This is a genomic window from Mesorhizobium sp. NFR06 (assembly GCF_900115245.1).
Taxonomy (GTDB): Bacteria; Pseudomonadota; Alphaproteobacteria; order Rhizobiales; family Rhizobiaceae; genus Mesorhizobium.
Window position 1 is genome coordinate 120,400 of sequence record NZ_FOVT01000013.1, and the last position, 17,265, is coordinate 137,664.

General features: G+C 64.8%; 17 protein-coding genes. 6 read left to right on the plus strand and 11 right to left on the minus strand.

Annotated features, from left to right (window positions below; all coding sequences use genetic code 11):
- Positions 1–328 precede the first annotated feature (328 nt).
- From F3H96_RS21845 to F3H96_RS21860, 4 genes are all read left to right on the plus strand, one after another.
- A complete protein-coding gene (locus tag F3H96_RS21845; protein ID WP_149803782.1) occupies positions 329–1,180 on the plus strand; it encodes a MetQ/NlpA family lipoprotein in 852 nt (283 codons plus the stop codon).
- An 82-nt stretch (positions 1,181–1,262) separates the two neighbouring features.
- Complete coding sequence (locus tag F3H96_RS21850) at positions 1,263–2,354, plus strand: methionine ABC transporter ATP-binding protein (RefSeq protein WP_149803783.1); 1,092 nt, start codon at positions 1,263–1,265, stop codon at positions 2,352–2,354.
- Positions 2,335–2,991: a methionine ABC transporter permease gene (locus tag F3H96_RS21855; protein WP_149803784.1), complete on the plus strand. Its 657-nt coding sequence runs from the start codon at positions 2,335–2,337 to the stop codon at positions 2,989–2,991. The genes F3H96_RS21850 and F3H96_RS21855 overlap by 20 nt, the downstream gene beginning before the upstream one ends.
- Positions 2,992–3,203: 212 nt before the next feature.
- Entirely contained in the window at positions 3,204–4,223 is a 1,020-nt protein-coding gene (locus F3H96_RS21860; RefSeq protein ID WP_149803785.1) for an isopenicillin N synthase family oxygenase, read from the plus strand.
- Between the two features lie 223 nt (positions 4,224–4,446).
- Here the strand turns inward: F3H96_RS21860 and hpaH are convergent, their stop codons facing one another.
- From hpaH to F3H96_RS21885, 5 genes are all read right to left on the minus strand, one after another.
- Positions 4,447–5,250, minus strand: a complete 804-nt coding sequence (hpaH, locus tag F3H96_RS21865) for a 2-oxo-hept-4-ene-1,7-dioate hydratase (protein ID WP_188131493.1) — start codon at positions 5,248–5,250, stop codon at positions 4,447–4,449.
- Positions 5,247–6,122, minus strand: a complete 876-nt coding sequence (locus F3H96_RS21870) for a fumarylacetoacetate hydrolase family protein (protein WP_149803787.1) — start codon at positions 6,120–6,122, stop codon at positions 5,247–5,249. Before F3H96_RS21870 ends, hpaH begins: the two co-directional genes overlap by 4 nt.
- A gap of 244 nt (positions 6,123–6,366) precedes the next feature.
- Entirely contained in the window at positions 6,367–7,347 is a 981-nt protein-coding gene (gene hpaD / locus F3H96_RS21875; protein WP_149803788.1) for a 3,4-dihydroxyphenylacetate 2,3-dioxygenase, read from the minus strand.
- A gap of 12 nt (positions 7,348–7,359) precedes the next feature.
- On the minus strand, positions 7,360–8,877 hold the full coding sequence (gene hpaE / locus F3H96_RS21880; RefSeq protein WP_149803789.1) for a 5-carboxymethyl-2-hydroxymuconate semialdehyde dehydrogenase: 1,518 nt from the start codon (positions 8,875–8,877) through the stop codon (positions 7,360–7,362).
- A gap of 35 nt (positions 8,878–8,912) precedes the next feature.
- The gene (locus F3H96_RS21885; protein ID WP_149803790.1) at positions 8,913–9,299 is read right to left on the minus strand and encodes a 5-carboxymethyl-2-hydroxymuconate Delta-isomerase; all 387 of its coding nucleotides are present in this window, start codon (positions 9,297–9,299) and stop codon (positions 8,913–8,915) included.
- A gap of 211 nt (positions 9,300–9,510) precedes the next feature.
- On the opposite strand from F3H96_RS21885, the gene hpaR reads away from it, so the two are divergent.
- Complete coding sequence (hpaR, locus tag F3H96_RS21890) at positions 9,511–9,915, plus strand: homoprotocatechuate degradation operon regulator HpaR (RefSeq protein WP_244620100.1); 405 nt, start codon at positions 9,511–9,513, stop codon at positions 9,913–9,915.
- Between the two features lie 2 nt (positions 9,916–9,917).
- Here the strand turns inward: hpaR and F3H96_RS21895 are convergent, their stop codons facing one another.
- Together F3H96_RS21895 and F3H96_RS21900 are read right to left on the minus strand one after the other, a co-directional pair.
- Complete coding sequence (locus F3H96_RS21895) at positions 9,918–10,427, minus strand: flavin reductase (protein ID WP_149803792.1); 510 nt, start codon at positions 10,425–10,427, stop codon at positions 9,918–9,920.
- Positions 10,428–10,451: 24 nt separating this feature from the next.
- Positions 10,452–11,996 (minus strand): 4-hydroxyphenylacetate 3-hydroxylase N-terminal domain-containing protein, encoded by a 1,545-nt coding sequence (locus tag F3H96_RS21900; protein WP_149803837.1) that lies wholly within the window; start codon positions 11,994–11,996, stop codon positions 10,452–10,454.
- Between the two features lie 94 nt (positions 11,997–12,090).
- Between F3H96_RS21900 and F3H96_RS21905 the strand changes: the two genes are divergently transcribed.
- Entirely contained in the window at positions 12,091–12,957 is an 867-nt protein-coding gene (locus F3H96_RS21905) for a helix-turn-helix domain-containing protein (RefSeq protein WP_149803793.1), read from the plus strand.
- Positions 12,958–13,011: 54 nt separating this feature from the next.
- Here F3H96_RS21905 and F3H96_RS21910 read toward each other — a convergent pair whose 3' ends face one another.
- From F3H96_RS21910 to F3H96_RS21925, 4 genes are read right to left on the minus strand one after another with little or no spacing between them, the layout of a single operon-like run.
- Complete coding sequence (locus F3H96_RS21910; protein ID WP_149803794.1) at positions 13,012–14,370, minus strand: aminotransferase class III-fold pyridoxal phosphate-dependent enzyme; 1,359 nt, start codon at positions 14,368–14,370, stop codon at positions 13,012–13,014.
- 24 nt (positions 14,371–14,394) lie between these two features.
- A complete protein-coding gene (locus F3H96_RS21915) occupies positions 14,395–15,060 on the minus strand; it encodes an HAD-IA family hydrolase (RefSeq protein WP_149803795.1) in 666 nt (221 codons plus the stop codon).
- Positions 15,057–16,319, minus strand: a complete 1,263-nt coding sequence (locus F3H96_RS21920) for a Tm-1-like ATP-binding domain-containing protein (RefSeq protein ID WP_149803796.1) — start codon at positions 16,317–16,319, stop codon at positions 15,057–15,059. The genes F3H96_RS21915 and F3H96_RS21920 overlap by 4 nt, the downstream gene beginning before the upstream one ends.
- A gap of 30 nt (positions 16,320–16,349) precedes the next feature.
- A complete protein-coding gene (locus tag F3H96_RS21925; RefSeq protein WP_149803797.1) occupies positions 16,350–17,120 on the minus strand; it encodes an IclR family transcriptional regulator in 771 nt (256 codons plus the stop codon).
- Positions 17,121–17,265: the final 145 nt, after the last annotated feature.

The window sequence follows — 17,265 nt, forward strand, 5'->3', positions numbered from 1 at the left end:
TGGCGCATATTAACGATGCCGTTTTAGCGCAGGCCATTTGCGGCCCGAGGTCTGCCGACCGTGCCGCGCTTGCGCGGCAATGGCCGATTGAGCTGGCGCGCTGCGCGGCGGGCCTCATAAGGCACTGCCGCTTCGACCTTCACCAGGCAAGACCGGCTTGCCAGCTGCCCACGTGCTCCAAGTCACAAAATCTTTGAGAGAATATTTTGCGCTCTCCCCCTAAGAGGAAAAGCGCTTCTTTGCCCGACAGGGCAGCATTGGTGATGCTGATATCAAGGCTCCACATCCCGCAGGGCCGAAATGATTTCTGGATCGCAAGGAACGCATCATGTCCGAACGTGGAAACGCTACGAATTCTCTCGTTACGTCAATCACCAGGCGCGCCGGAATTGCCGCGCTTCTCGCCGCGACATTTGCCGTCATCGGCTTGGCCGCGCCGTCGCCATCCTTTGCCGAGGACAAGAAGGCGATCAAGGTCGGCATCATCAGCGGCGAGGACGAGGATGTATGGCGCGTCGTCACCGCCGAGGCGGCCAAGAAAGGGCTGACGATCGAGACCGTCGTCTTCAACGACTACACCCAGCCCAACGAAGCGCTGGAGCGCGGCGAAATCGACGCCAATGCGTTCCAGCACAAGCCCTATCTCGACAACCAGATCAAGACGCAAGGCTACCATATCGTGCCGGTCGGCTATACCGGCGTCAGGCCGATCGGCCTCTATTCGAAGAAGCACGCCAAGGTCGCCGACCTGCCGGAGAGCGCCGTCATCGGGCTGCCGAACGATCCCTCCAACGAGGGTCGCGCGCTGCATGTGCTGCAGAACGAAGGCCTGATCAAGCTGAAGGACGGCACCGGCATCCTGGCGACCACGGCTGATATTGCCGAGAACCCGAAGAAGCTCGAGATCAAGGAGCTCGACGCCGGCATCGTCGGCCGCTCGGTCGACGATCTCGACGCGGCCGTGGTCAACACCGACTGGGCGCTGAAGAGTGGTCTGACGCCGGAAAACCGCATCGCGCAGGAGCCGGTGGCCGACAATCCCTACCGCAACTTCATCGCAGTCAAGGCTGGCAACGAGAACCAGCCTTGGGTGAAGACGCTGGTCGCGTCCTACCAGAACGAGACGGTGAAAGCCGAATTCGACAAGGTCTACAAGGGCACGGGGATCAGCGCCTATTGATCGGAGCCTGGCTGGCAGGAACGGGCGGTCCGCATTGAGCGGACCGCCGACGCTTTTTCGCGGCACTGAAACGGAAACAGAGATGAACCAGCATGTCACGGCCGAGCTGGCCGATCAGGTCCGCATCCAGCCCACGGGGCCGGATGATGTCGTCCGCCTCGTCGGCCTCAAGCGCCGCTTCGGCGCGACGGCCGCGCTGGACGGCGTCTCGCTTACCGTGCGCAAGGGCGAGATACTCGGCCTCATCGGCCGCAGCGGTGCCGGCAAGTCGACGCTGATCCGCTGCCTGAACGGGCTGGAGCGATCAGACTCGGGCGAGGTGTTCATCGAAGGCCGCGAAATCAGCCGTCTGAACGAGCGCGAATTGCGGCCGCTTCGCCGCCGCATCGGCATGGTCTTCCAGCACTTCAATCTGCTGTCGGCGAAGACCGTCGAGGACAACGTCGCGCTGCCGTTGAAGATCGAAGGGCGGCCGCGCGCCGAGCGCATGGCGCGTGCGGCAGAGCTTTTGCAACTCGTCGGCCTGTCGGAGAAGGCGAAAGCCTATCCGGCGTCGCTGTCGGGTGGGCAGAAGCAGCGCGTCGGCATTGCGCGGGCGCTCGCCGCGAGCCCGGCGCTGCTCTTGTCCGACGAGGCGACCTCGGCGCTCGATCCGGAGACGACGCGCTCGATCCTGGCCTTGCTCAAGGACATCAATTCCAGGCTCGGCCTCACCATCCTGCTCATCACGCATGAGATGGAGGTGATCCGTTCCATCGCCGACCGCGTGGCGGTGATCGACGCTGGCCGGATCGTCGAGGAAGGCGCCGTGTGGCAGGTTTTTTCCAATCCGAAGTCGACGATCACCAGCAGCCTGCTCGGCGGCATCCGGCCGCAACTGCCACCAGAGATCGCCAGTCAATTGGCGGCGGGCGCGGGCTCTGAAACGATTTTGAGGATCGATGTCGCCGGAGAGGCGGCGCGGCGCCCGCTGCTGTCCGAGCTGGGCGCCAGCGTACCAGGTCCGTTCCGACTTGTGCATGGTGGCATCGACCACGTGCAGCAGCAACCCGTTGGCACGCTGTTCGTGGCGCTCCCGGGTTCCGACGCTGCGCACCTGGCCGCGGCTATCGCTTTCCTGAAAGACCGCGATGCACGGGTGGAGGTGCTTGGCCATGTCGCCGATCCTGTTTGAACTCCTGCTTCGCTCGATCTGGGAGACCATCCTGATGACGGGAGCTTCCGGCCTCGTTTCGCTGGTCTTCGGCCTGCCGCTCGGCCTCGCTTTGGTCGCCACCGATCGCGGCGGCATCGCTGAGAACCTTTGGGTCAACCGCATTCTCGGCGCCATCATCAACGGCTTCCGTTCGGTTCCTTTCATCATTTTGCTGGTGGCGCTCATCCCGGTGACGCGGCTGATTGTCGGCACCTCGATCGGCACGTGGGCGGCGATCGTTCCGCTGTCGATCGCGGCAACGCCCTACTATGCCCGCATCGCCGAAGTGTCGCTACGCGAGGTCGATCTCGGGCTGATCGAGGCGGCGCGCGCCATGGGCGGCAATCGCTGGACGATCATCCGCGAGGTGCTGGTGCCGGAGGCGCTGCCGGGCATCGTCGCCGGCTTCACAGTGACGCTGGTGACGCTGGTCGGCGCTTCCGCCATGGCCGGCGCCATCGGTGCCGGCGGACTGGGCGACCTCGCCATCCGCTATGGCTATCAGCGCTTTGAGACCAGCGTGATGGTCGCCGTCGTTGTCGTTCTCATCGTGTTGGTCTGCGGCATCCAGTGGATCGGCGACCGGCTGGTCGCACGGCTGGATCATCGCGCATAAGGCGCTGGTGTGAGAGGACGAACGCAATTTGCCGCGAAAGCCGGGAATTGAGCGCCAGCTTGCTCCGTTTGCAATGAGATTGGTCGGCGCGTTTCTTCACCTGCAATGACGCGCATGTCATCGTGCGGCCGGGTCGCTAAAGCAATTCCCGGAAAGTGCGCAGCGGTTTTCCGTCCGGAAAAACGAAGAGGTGCCGCAGAAGGAGCCTGTCAATGCCCAGAATAATTCCCGTGCTCGATCTCGACCGCCTGGAACAGGGCGCGTCGGAACTGCGGACTTTCTTGTTTGATCTGCGAACCGCCGCTCGCGATGTCGGCTTCTTCTATCTCAGTGGCCACGGCATCACCCAACCGGAGATCGATGCGGTGCTCGACGCGGCGCGCCGCTTCTTCGCCTTGCCGGAAGCCGATAAGCTCGCCATCGAGATGGTGAAGTCACCGCAGTTCCGTGGCTATACGCGCGCCGGCGGCGAACTGACCAAAGGCAAGGCCGACTGGCGCGAGCAGCTCGACATCGGCGTCGAGCGCGCGACGATCCAGCAAGGGCCGGGCGTGCCGGCCTGGACGCGGCTGCAAGGCCCGAACCAGTGGCCTGCCGCACTTCCCGATCTCAAGCCCGCCCTGCTTGCCTGGCAGGCCAAGGCGACCGACGTGGCGATCCGGCTGCTCAAGGCCTTCGCGCTCTCGCTCGACCAGCCGGAAGTCGCATTCGACCCGATCTATCGCGGCGAGCCGAACCACCGCATGAAGATCGTGCGCTATCCCGGCCGCAACGCGACCGGCGACGACCAGGGCGTCGGCGCGCATAAGGATGGCGGTTTTCTCACCCTTCTGCTGCAGGACGAGAACAAGGGCCTGCAGGTCGAGTATAACGGCAGCTGGGTGAACGTCGATCCCATTCCAGGCACGCTTGTGGTCAACATCGGCGAGCTGCTGGAACTGGCCTCCAATGGCTATCTCAGGGCAACCGTCCACCGCGTGGTCACGCCGCCGGCCGGCGTCGAGCGCATCTCCGTCCCCTTCTTCTTCAGCGCCCGGCTCGATGCGACGATACCGCTGCTCGACCTGCCGGAGGAATTGGCGGCCGAGGCGCGCGGGCCGGCCAGTGATCCCGACAATCCGCTGTTCCGCAACGTCGGCGCCAATGTGCTGAAGAGCCGGCTGAGGTCGCATCCCGACGTGGCGCGGCGGCACTATGCCGATCTGCTCGCAACGACAGCGGCGGCCGGCTGACGTTTTGCGGCCGTCCGAGCGAGATTTTTTCGCGTTTTGGATAGTTTTTGGAATTCTGTTCGTCGCAAACATGCTGGCAAGCGCCCACATATGGCGTGTCGTTCGGTGTTTTCCTCCCATTGCGCCGGACGATGTTCCCCTCTGAAGGTTATGGCCTTCATTTTTGGCCGGGCCGCTTTCGTGCCCGGCCTTTTTCTTTCATGTGTCTGTGAAAATGCGCCGTTCAGGCGAAACCGATGCGGATCGCACCGAAGGGGCCGAAATCCGAGACGATCCGGTCGCCATGCCGGCATTCGACCGGCCGGATGAAGGAGCCCGACAGCACGACCTGGCCGGCCTCGATGCGCATACCGTATTGATGGAGCCGGTTGGCGAGCCAGACGATGCCCTTGGCCGGATGATCGAGCACGCCGGCGCCTAAGCCCGTTTCCTCGACCTCGCCATTGCGCGACACGATGGCGCCGATCCAGCGCAGATCCGCCTCGCGCGCGCCGACCGCGCGGCCGCCGACGACGATGCCGGCATTGGCGGCGTTGTCCGAGATGGTGTCGAAGAAGGTGCGGATCTTGCCGGTTTCCTTGTTCATCCGCTCGATGCGGGTGTCGAGGATTTCCAGCGCCGGCGTGATGTGGTCGGTGGCGTCGAGCACGTCGTCGATCGACACGTCGGGGCCCGCCAACGGCGCTTTCATGACGAAGGCGATCTCCGCCTCGATGCGCGGCTGGATGAAGCGGCCGGCCGGCACCGTGCCGCCGTCCTCGAAGAACATGTCGTCGAACAGGACGCCGGAATCCGGGATGTCGATGCTGAGCGCCGACTGCATCGCCTTCGAGGTCAGGCCGATCTTCCAGCCACTGACGGTGAGCCCCGAAGCGGCTTTCCTCCGCACCAGCGCTGCCTGCACGCGGTAGGCATCGTCCATCGTCGCCTGCGGAAATTCTAGGCTGAGCAGCCTGATCTGGCGACGATCGCGTTCGGCGTCGAACAGCCTGCGCGCGGCGTCCTCGACTTGTTCTTCCGTCATCATCGGCCGGCCCGTTCGTCGACGACGCCGTTGCGCAGCAAGCCAATGCCTTCGGCCTCGACCTCGATCACGTCGCCCGGCTTGAGCCAGATCGGCGGCTCGAAGCGGGCGCCGGCGCCGGTCGGTGTTCCGGTGACGATGACGTCGCCCGGCGCCAGCGTGGTGAAGGTCGAGATGTAGTTGATGATCTTGCGGAAGGAAAAGATCATGCGGCCAGTGCGGTCCTGCTGGCGAACCTCGCCATTGACGCGCGTGGTCAGCGCGATGTCGGCGATCTGTGCCTCGTCGGTGAACGGCACCAGCCAGGGGCCTATAGAGCCGGTCCGGTCGAAGTTCTTGCCCTGCGTGACGTTGAACTTGGCATGCCGCACCCAGTCGCGGATGGTGCCTTCGTTGCAGAGCGAAAGTGCCGTGATATGGCCCAGCGCATCCGCCTCGGCGATCCTGCGGCCGCCCTTGCCGATGACAATGACGATCTCGCCCTCATAATCGAGTTGCGGCGATTCCGGCGGCCGCACCAGAGGCGCGCCATGGCCGACGAAGGAGCGCGGGAAGCGGGTGAACAGCGACGGGTTCGAGGGCGCCGCCTGTCCGTCCTTGTACTCTTCGTTGCGGTCCGGATAGTTGACGCCGACGCAGATGATCTTTTCCGGGGAGGGCACCGGGATCTCGTAGGCGATGTCCTCGACCGCGAAATCGGCGGCGAGGCCTTCGGCCTCATCGGCGAGTTTTTTCAGCGAGCCGGCCTCGATCACTTCGCGCAGCGTCGGCCATTCGCTATGTCGCGCCGACAGGTCGACGATGCCTTTTCCGGTGATCGCGCCGTAGCGCGTCTTGCCGTTGACGGTAAAGGTGGCGAGGCGCGCCGCGCTCATACTGATCCTCCGTAGTCGTCCCTGCTGGCCAAGCGGAAGCGCCGAGTTCTACGGCGCCCCCCTCTGTCCTGCCGGACATCTCCCCCACGAGGGGGGAGATTGGCTTGCCGCATGGTCGGCGCTTGTCTTGCAACGTCGAAAACTGGCGAAAGTCTGCGTGACATCTGATCTCCCCCCAAGTGGGGGAGATGTCCGGCAGGACAGAGGGGGGCGCGAAGGAACGCGAACATCTCCCAACAGCCCATCAAGGCGCTACAATCGGCGAGGCCGCCAGATCCGACTTTCGCGGCTCAACACCGGCAAAGACGCTGCCTTCCTCGAACCAGCTTCGCGGCGCCGGCGCGCCCCACAGCGTCTGGCGCTGCGGGTCCTTCAGATCCCACTTGATCGGCTCCAGATCGGGATCGACCGTCTGGTAGTCCGAGCAATAGATCTCGATGCGATGGTTGTCGGGGTCGCGGATGTAGAGGAAGAAGGCGTTGGAGATGCCGTGCCGGCCGGGACCGCGCTCGATGTTGCCGACATAGCCGGTGGTCGCCATCAGGTCGAGCAGGTCGATGATGTTGAGCGGCGTCGGCACCCAGAAGGCTACATGGTGCAGCCGCGGGCCGAGGCCATTGGTGAAGGCGATGTCGTGCACGCCGCCCTTGCGGTGCGTCCACGCCGCCCATAGCCTGCCCGTCTCGGCGTCCTCGGTGTACTCGGTCACGCGGAAGCCGAGCTCGTTATAGAAAGCGACCGCCTCATCGACGTTCGGCGAGAAGCAATTGAAGTGGTCGATGCGCAGCGGCTTCACGCCCTTGTATAAAGCGTATTTCTGATGGATCGGCGGCAGCCGTTCCATCCTGGAATAGAATTCGAGCGGGATGCCGTGCGGGTCGCGGGTGCGGAAGGTGCGCGACTGGTAGGGCCGCTCGACCCATTCGACCGGCAGGCCCTTGGCAGCAAAGAAATGCGCTGCCTTGTCGAGGTCCTCGTCGGAGAACAGCTTGAAGCCGAGGTCGCGCGCTTCCGGTGTCGTCGCCTTGCGCAGCACGATGCAGTGATGGCCGCGCTCTTCCATGGCGCGCAGGTAGATGGCGCCGCTGGTCTCGTCGGTCACCTGCAGGCCGAGCGTGTCGACATAGAAGGCGCGGGATTTCGCCAGATCCGTCACAGCCAGCTCGACATGGCTGAGCCGTACGATATTGAAGGCGGGGTATAGGTTGGGTTGGGGCAGGGCCATTTGTGTCTCCGCTCAGCCGCCGAGCTTCTGGATCGGATGCGGCGCCGTGGCGAACGCGATGTTCTTGGTTTCCATGTAAAAGTCGAACGACCAGTCGCCGCCGTCGCGGCCGATGCCCGAGCTCTTGACGCCGCCGAACGGCGTCGGCAGATGCCGCACATTCTCCGAATTCACCCAGATCATGCCGGCGTCGAGCGCGTCGGTGAAGCGCAAGGCGCGGGTGACGTCCGAGGTCCACAGATAACCGGTGAGGCCGTATTGAGTGTCGTTGGCCAGCGCCAGCGCCTCGGCCTCGTCCTTGAACGGAATGGCGGTCAGCACCGGCCCGAAGATTTCCTCCTGGGCGATGCGCATCTTGTTGGTGGCGCCGACGAACAGCGTCGGGCTGACATAGCAGCCGCCGCCCGGACCGGCGAACTTGCCGCCGCCGGCGGCGACCACCGCGCCTTCCGATTTGCCGATCTCGATATAGGACAGCACCTTTTCCTCGTGCACCGGATGGATCAGTGGTCCGACCACGGTCTCCGGATCGAGCGGGTGCCCGATCTTGATCCGCTTGGCCTTCTCAGCCACCAGATCGGTGAACTTGTCGTGCACGGACGCCTCGACCAGCAGGCGGGACGACGAGGTACAGCGTTCGCCGTTCAGCGAATAGATCATGAAGACGGCGGCGTCCGCGGCGCGCTCCAGATCGGCGTCGGCGAAGACGATCACCGGGTTCTTGCCGCCGAGCTCGAAATGCACGCGCTTCAGCGTTTCAGCGCCTTGGCGCATGATCATCGAGCCGGTGCGGCTCTCGCCGACGAAGCCGATCGCCTTGACGTCGGGGTGCTCGGTCAGCGCCCGCCCGGCATCCTCGCCAAAACCGTTGACGAGGTTCCACACGCCCTTGGGAAGGCCGGCTTCCTCGGCGATCTCGACCAGCAGCCGGGCCGTCAGCGGCGACAACTCTGCCGGCTTGTGCACCACCGTGCAGCCGGCGGCGAGCGCCGGCGCTATCTTCCAGGTCGACAGCATGAAGGGCGTGTTCCAAGGCGTAATCACGCCCACCGGGCCGATCGGCACGCGCGTCGTCATGTTGAGCTGGCCGGGCGCTCTCAGCGAGCGGCCGTCACGCGCTTCCGGTGCGCGGTCGGCATAGAAGCGGAAGTTCTCGGCGCCGCGCAGCGCCGCCTTGGCCATGAACTTCAGCGACTGGCCGGTGTCCATGCATTCGACGAAGGCGATCTCCTCGGCGCGGGCGACGATCGCGTCGGCGATTTTATGCAGCAGCTTCTTGCGGGCGTCGCCGGAGATCGCGGCCCAGTCCTTGAAGGCGGCCTTTGCCGCCTTGGCGGCGCGGTCGATGTCGGCGGCCTTGCCGCGCGCGACCCTGGCGATCGGCTTCAGATCGATCGGCGAGATCGTCTCATATGTCGAACCGTCGATGGAGGGCACGGTCTCACCGGCGATCTGGTTGAGCACGCCGCCTTTCCTGAAGCGCTCGAGATAGGCCTCGGCCTTCCTCAAATTGTCGTCCAGTGCCGCCATGGTATCTTTCCCGTTCTAGTTTTTTGCCGCGCCCGTCACTTGCCACGGAGCCGCGGGTGGATGGCGTTCTTCTTCCAGCTCAGTTCGGCGTCGATCTCGCGGATCTCCAGCGACAGCGCGAAATGCGGCGTGGCGAACAGCGATGCGAGATGATCCGAGGCCGCCGCGAAGATCGCTTCGCCGGCGCTCTTCTTCTCCGCGGCGGTGCGTCCCTTGCCGATGCGGAAATTCAGGTCGATGAAGCCGTTCTCGGGCAGCCGGTCGGCGATCGCATAGGCTTCGGCGCGGAAGGCGCGCACCCTGACGGCGCCCGGCTCGAACAGCCCGGTTTCGAGGATGGCGCGCGAGATCAGAGCGCAGAGCTCGGTCATGTCGACCTTCGCGTCGAGATTCGCCGAATATTCGATCGCCATGTGTGGCAAGGGTTTCCTCCCACTTGTAGTTAACATGTGAATTACATCTTGACGGCCGAATGTCAAGCGTCGTTCTCCATGCAGATGCAGCTTCCGCGAGTGGGATTGCCGCTCTCGGCAAAATCGCGGATATAGCCCTAATATTTGCCGCGAGTCGTACTGGATTGGATTTTTCGGAGACCTGACTTTGCTACCGCCCAGCACCCGCCGCTCCCTGCCCATGGCTCTGCTTCGCGCCCGCGAAGTGATCATGGCGCATTTCCGGCCGATGCTTGCCCGACACGACATCACCGAGCAGCAGTGGCGCGTGCTGCGCGTGCTGGCCGAAGCCGGCCCGCTGGAGGCAACCGAACTCGCCAACCGGGCCTCGATCCTGCCGCCCAGCCTGACCCGCATCATCAAGGCGATGGAGGAGCGGGAATTCATCAGCCGAAACAAGGTCAAGGAGGACGGCCGCCGCGCCCTGCTTGCCATCAGCCCGGCCGGCTTGGCGCTGATCGAGGAGCTTTCGCCCGAGCGCACCGCCATCTACGATGCGATCGAAAAGCGCTATGGCGCCGAGCAGCATGAGCGTTTGCTCGACATGCTGGAGAGCCTGATCCAGTCGGAGTCGACGGAGGGCTAGGATCACCCGCCAAAGCTCCCCAGCGCGCTCGGCTGCATGTAGTTTCGCCCGACATAGAGCAGTGCCGCCTCGTCGCTGCCATGGCGGATGTCGACGACGCGACCGAACATCACATTGTGCGTGCCGACCTTGTTCACCGCGCCGATCTCGCAATCGAAGCTGACGATGGCGTCGAGCAGCGCCGGCATGCCGGATGGCATGGTCTGCCATCGCGCGGCATTGTAGCGTTCGGCCATGTCGCGGATCGCGCCGGCGAATTTCGCCGCCAGATGCATATGCGACTGGGTGAGCACATTGACGCAGAAGCGCTGGTTGGCGAGGAACATGCCGGTCTGCGCCGAACGCTCGTTCATGCACACCAGCAGCGTCGGCGGATCGTCGGAAACGCTGCACATGGCGGTCGCGGTGAAGCCGCCGCGTCCCGCCGGGCCGTCGGTGGTGACGATGTTGACCGGCGCGCAGACCCGCGCCATGGCCTCGCGGAATTCCAGCCTCGCGACTTGTGCCGTCATGGCCGCTTCCATCGCCGGCCTCCGTCACTTGGTCTGGGCCGCAAGCGGCGGCAGCCAGGTGTCGCCGGTCCAGCCCTTCTCGTCATAGTCGGCCATGCATTGGTCGACCAACTCCTCCATCTGCTTCAGCCGGCCGCCGCGCTCGGCGCCCTTCAGCACCTGCAGCCGCACCTCTTCCGGCGCCCCGGCGTAGTTGAGCTCGTAGAGCGCATGGCGTCCGCCGAACTCGGTGCCGGTCGCATCCCACAGCAGCTTCATGATCTTGATGCGCTCGACATGGCCCATGTCGTTCGAGCCGCGCACATATTGCGCAAGGTAGCGGTCGATCTCCGGATTGTCGAAATCCTTGGCCGAGGAGGGGAGATAGATCAGCCCCGAGGCGACCACACGTCGCACCGTGTCGATGACGCGCGGATAGGCCTCCGACATGAAGGTGCGATAGGCGAGCGCCGCCTCGAGGTTGGGCAGCACCGCGCCGTTCGCCCAAGGGATCGGATTGTGTGCCATCGCATTGGAAAAGCCCCAGAACATGTGGCGCAGCGCAATCACCTCGCCGAGCGCTGCCTGGTTGCCGCGGAACGCGTCGCCGCCTGTCGCGCGCAATGCCTTGGCGAGCAGGCCGGCGAGGAAGTCGAGCTTGACGGCAAAGCGCGTGCAGCCCTGGAAGCAATAGCCATGCATGAATCCGGATGCCGGGTGGAAGGACAGGATTTTTTGCGCGTCGCGCAGCACCAGCACGTCGTCCCAGGGGACGAAGACGTTGTCGAGCACCAGGATCGCGTCGTTCTCGTCGAAGCGCGACGACAGCGGATAGTCGAAGGGGTGGCCGACGGTGTTCGCCGTCTGCTCGTAGGAGACGCGGCAGAACATCTTAATCCCCGGCGCGTTCATCGGCACGATGAACATCACCGACAGCGACGGATCCTCGGTGACCGTCGCCGAACTCTGCGCCAGGAAATTATAGTGGGTGAGCGCCGACGACGTCGCCACCACCTTGGCGCCCGACACCCAGATGCCGGCCTCGTTCTCCTTGGTGATGTGCACGAATACGTCCTTCACCTGCTCGGCCGGTTTATGTCGGTCGATCGGCGGATTGACGATGGCGTGGTTCATGAACAGGACCGCTTCCTGGGCGCGTTTGTGCCATGCGCGGGCATTGTCCTTGAACGGCCCGTACCATTCGGCGTTGGCGCCGAGCGTGTTCATCAGCGCAGCCTTGTAGTCGGCGGTGCGGCCCATCCAGCCATAGGTCATGCGCGCCCAGTGCGCGATCGCGCTTTGCTGCAGGGCAAGCTCGGCGGCGGAATGGGCAACGCGGAAATATTTGTGGGTGTAGCCGTCCGAGCCGGTATCCGTGGGCGCGGTCAGGACCGCTTGCTGCGCGGGATCATGCAGCGCGTCATAGAGGCGAGCCAACGAACGCACCGAATTGCGCATCGCCGGATGGCTGGTGACGTCGGCCACCCGCTCGCCATTGATATAGACCTCGCGCCCGTCGCGCAGGCTCGCCAGATACTCGGCGCCCGTGAACGGCCGCGACTTGTCGGCCCGGAATTCTTCCGATCGCATCATGATCCTCCCTTGATTAGTCGACAGTAGCCGCAAGCGATGCAATGGTTTATGGACGAAAGCGCAAAACCGCTTGGACTTTTTCGGGCGACTTATGAGCCAGACCACTATTCCGGAGTACTTCGTCTATGGCGAACCGGCGCGGGCGCTCGACGTCGGTTTCCTGCATGTCGAGACCGTGCAGGCCCGCGCTTCTGTGCATCGAGGCCAGGTTCTGGCGCACAAACACCCGCAAATGGCGCAGATCACCCTCTGGACGAGCGGACAGGGCATCTACCGGATTGAAGACGGGACCTGGAGTTTTTCGGCGCCGACGGCGAGCTTCATGCCGAGCGGCGTGGTGCATGGGTTCGACATCGAGCCGGGCACCGACGCCATCGTCGTCTCGGTCGCGGATGCGGCGCTCGCGGTGATCGCGGACCATTCGGCGCTGCCTCTCGACCAGCCCGTCTTCGTTACCGGGCGAGGCGACGCGGCGCTCTGGCAAAGGCTGGGCGACACGGTCAGGATGATCCAGGCCGAATATGCCGAGGCGCAATCTGGCGCGGAAAAAATACTGCCGCCGCTGATCGCGGTGGCATTGTCGCACATCGCCCGGCTCGACGCGCAATCGCATGCGGTCACGGTGCCGGTGGCCGTGGCGCTGGGCGGCCGGCTGAAGCGACTCATCGATCGCCACTTCCGCGACGACTGGCCGGTCGAACGCTATGCCGGGGAGCTCGGCACCACCAGGCATCTGCTCGACAAGGCAGCGCATCAGGTGCTGGGCTGCGGTGTGCGCCAAGCCGTTGGCGAACGGCGTCTGGTCGAGGCCAAGCGCCTGCTGCTCTTCACCATACGCCCGGTCGAGGACATCGCCTACGAGACCGGCTTCAACGACCCCGCCTATTTCTCGCGGTTCTTCCGACAGGCCGTTGGCCTGTCGCCGGCGGCATGGCGGAAAGAGAGGCTGGCAGTGTAGGCAGTAGGCATTGCCTTCTATGCCCTCTATTGCCTACTGCCTAAGCCCTATTGCCTAGGCTGCGGCAGCAGCCGCCAACCCCGCATGCAGCCCCTCCGCAATCCTCGCCACGTCGGCGGACGAGATCACCAGCGGCGGCGACAGGATGATGTTGTTGCCGGAGACGCGCAGCATGACGCCGGCGCCGTAGGCTCCCTCCGCGACCACGGCCATCGTCTTCTTGTCGACCGGCTTCTTGGTGGCGCGGTCCGAGACCAGCTCGAGCGCAGCCATCAGCCCCTGATAGCGGACATCGCCGACCAGCTGGTGCTTCGCCTTCAGAGCCTCCAGCGCCTTGCCGAGCTCGACGCCGCGCGCGGCGGCGTTCTCGTTGACGGCAAGCCGTTTCGTCTCGGCCAGGGTCGCCAGACCGGCCGCGCAGCCGACGGGATGGCCGGAATAGGTATAGCCGTGGCCGATTGAGCCGAAGCTCGTCTTGTCGGCCTCGAAAACGTCGGCGACCTTGGCGCCGATCAACGTCGCGCCGAGCGGGAAATAGCCCGATGTGATCGCCTTGGCGACGGTCATGAAATCCGGCCTAGTGTTGGAGAGCCGCGACCCCGACCAGGCGCCGGTGCGGCCGAAGCCGGTCACCACCTCGTCGGCGATCAGGAGGATGTCGTGGCGGTCGCAGATCGCCCGCACCATCGGCATGAAGCTCTCATGCGGGACGATGACGCCGCCGGCGCCGAGCACCGGCTCCATGATGAAGGCGGCGATCGTGTCGGCGCCCTGGAAGGCGATCTCTTCCTCGATCGCTCGCGCGCAGAGTTTCGCGAGCTGCGCCGGATCGGTCTCGTCGAACGGATTGCGGTAGGTCCACGGCGCCGGGGTATGGAACACGCCGGGCAAAAGCGGCTCGTAGTTGCGCCGGAAATTGGCGTTGCCGTTGACCGAGGCGCCGCCGAAATGCGTGCCGTGATAACCCTTCTTCAGCGCCAGGAATTTCGTCCGGTCGCCCTGGCCGCGGATCTTCCAGTATTGCCGCGCAAGCCTGAGCGCCGTCTCGACCGAGTCCGATCCGCCCGAGGTGAAAAAGACGCGCACCATGCCCTCCGGCGCGAACCATTCGGTAAGTTCGTAGGCAAGCTCGATCGACGGTCCGGTCGAGGTGCCGCGAAAGCCGGAATAATAGGGCAGGGCGTCGAGTTGCGCGGCCATCGCCTTCTTGATCGGGTCGCAGCTGTAGCCGAGGTTGACGTTCCACAAGCCCCCGACGGCATCGAGCACGGTGCGGCCTTCGGCATCGGTGACCGAGACGCCTTCGCCCTTCATGATGATCTTTGGCGGCGTCGTCCGCATCTCAGCCGGATGCGCCATCGGATGCCAGATCGGCTTGGCGTTGTTTTCGGTGAGGAAATTGATGTCACGCATCGCGAGGGGCTCCGGTTTTTCCGATTAGGAGAGCGTCAGGCCGAAAGCGCCGAGCGCCTCGGCATAGCTGTGCGCCGGTCGGGCGACGTCGAAATGAACGGTGCGCATGCCGGCGGCGACCGCGCCGTCGACATTGCGCTTCTGGTCGTCGACGAAGATGCAGGCCGAGAGCGGCAATTCCAACGCCTCGCCGACCATTGCATAGGCGCGAAGGGCTGGCTTGAGGACCTTGGTATAGGTCGCGTCGACGATCGTCTCGAACAGCGCAAGCAGCGGCAGCCGCTCGCGAAAGGACTTGCCGTAGAACAGGTCGAGTTCGTTGGAGAGGATGGCGAGCCTGACGCCCGCCTCATGCGCGATGCGGATTGCCCGCTCGGCCTCGGGCCGCACCACCGCCTGCGGGTCGGCGCCGCGCGCCCGTTGCACGAAAGTCGACATGTCCCGCCAGTCCTCGCCGACCAACCGGCCGACCTCGCGCGTGCGTGTCCTCCAGTAGTCGCGCTCGCTGATCTCGTCGGCTTGCATGGAGCGCCATAGTGGATCCGAGGCCGGGTCGAACGGCCCGCGCCAGTCGAGCGTGCCGGGCTCGAGCCCGAGCGCGCGCTCGGTCAGCGCATGCGTCTCGAACAGCGTGCGGGTGACGACGCCGCCGAAGTCGAGCACCAGCGCCTGCGGCCTCGCGCTGCTCATGCCACGCGCCTGCCGGCCGAAACGCCGGGCGGAACGATGCCTTCGGCCACCCAGCGATCGAAGATCTCCAGCGCCTTCGCGCTGAAGGCGGCGTCATTGATGTGGGCGGCGATCTCGTGCAGTTCGGCATTGGCGGGCACGCTCAAACGCATCTGTTCGACAAAGGCCGACAGCGCCTCCGGTTCGTAGAGCGGCTCGCCTTCCTGGTCCCATTGCTGGATGCCGCCGGCGGGCAGGATGAAGGCGGTCGGCCCCGTCGCCGCCGCAAGCTTGTCGCCGATGGCGCGTGCGATCTCCTGGCGTGTCGCGGCGTCCGAGGTGACCGAGGCGAGCAGTCGGTTATGCGCGTGGTAGGGGCGCTCGGTGAAGCGGGAAGGGACAGCCTGCCAGGTCGGGAAATCCACCATATCGATGGCGCCGGGCGCGATGATTTGCGGGATGCCTTGCCGCCCGGCATTCTCGAGCCGGTCGGCCCCGGAGTTGACCACCGAACCGGTGAGCTGGTTGGCAAGCTCCTGCAGGCTGAAGTCGAGCACCGCGACGAAGCCCTTCTGCGCCGCGATCGCCTCCAGCGCGCGTCCACCCATGCCGGTGGTGTGGAAGACGATCACCTCATAGCCACGCTTTTCCAGCTCCGGCTTCAGCGTCACCATATATTGCAGGCAGCTTTTTCCGAGCGAGCTCATGCCGATCTTCGGCCGCGAGGCATCGGGTTTGACAACGGCCTGCGCCGCGCCGACCACCGCGCCGCTGGCCTGCGACAGCACCGCCTTGCAGGCGCTGTTGAGGCCATAGAGGCCGCCCGCCCACAGGATCATCATCAGGTCGGTGGCGATCCGCTCCGGCGGCACGAGATGCGAATAGGCGATCGTCGAGACGACGAATTTCGGCACGCCGAGCGGCAGCGCCAGGGCCACGTCGAGCGCAAGGTCTGTGCCCATCGAGCCGCCGAGCGCTATGAAGCCGTCGATCTCGCCCTTGTCATAGAGCGCGCGCGCCAGCCGAGAGGCGCCGAGCGCCATCAGCGTCATCGCGGTGTTCTCATCGCCGCTGGCGGTGATCGCCTCGATCGTCGTGTCGGCCGCGCGCGCTACGGCATGCCGGTCGTGCTCCGGCCTGTAGGGCGGATCGCCAAGCACGCTGACGTCCATCATCACCGCGACGCCGCCGACGGCCTCGATGCGCTCGCGCATGAACAAAAGCTCGTCGGCCTTGGTGTCGCCGGTGCCGATAACCAGGATTCGGCGTTTCTCCTCCACGTCAATCTCCCCGCAATTTTGTCGATGGTGTCATGCGCGTTTGCGGCCCGGCACGCCGTTCGGTCCGAAAAGCCGTTCGGTGATGTCGCGCGCCGCCGCCGCGACGCTGGCGCCGTGGCGTTCGATGTCGCCCTTGCGGATGCGCACCTGGGGTGCAGCAACTGCGATGGTGCCGATGGCGAAGCCGTCGGCGCCGAGGATTGGGGCGGCGACGCTGAGCACGCCTTCCTCATAGCCCTGGGAGCCGGTCGAATGACCCCGGGCGCGGGCAGCCGCAATACGATCGGCGAGTGTCTGCACGTCGCCGATCGTAAAGCGTGTGAATGCCGGCAGCGGCCCGGCGACAATGCCTTCGCGGATGCGCTCTTCGGCAAAAGCCAGGAAGGCGATGCCCGACGCGGTCGCATGCATCGGCAGCACCTCGCCAAGCCGCACGCTGACACGGTTGGCCTTGGCCGATTCAATGACTTGAACGGTGATCAGGCCGCGCTTCGAATATTCCGAAAGATGCACGGTCTCGCCGGTCTCTGCCGCCAACTGCTCGACCACGGGTACCGCCACGCGCAGGAACGGAAACTGCGCATCGCGCATCAGTGCCAGCCGCGTCAGGCCGGCGCCAAGCCGATAGAGGCGCGTCGTCTCGTCCTGGTCGACCAGCCCTTGCGCAATGAGCGAAACCAGCAGCCGGCGTGTCGTCGCCTTGTCGAAGCCGGCGGCCTTGGCAAGGTCGGCAAGCGCCGCTTCGGGCGCGCCGCTGCCCAGCATCTCCAGCAGCGAAATGGCTTTGGCCACCGTGCTCATCGCTTGTCGGATCCTCCTCATATACTTAACGTGCGAATTAACTTGACAGCAAGTCGATTCCTTTGCAAGTCTAATATCGAAATGCCGTTGCAAATAGTGAAATGAACATCGGGCCGCCAGAAGACCCTCGGCATTTCAGGGACAC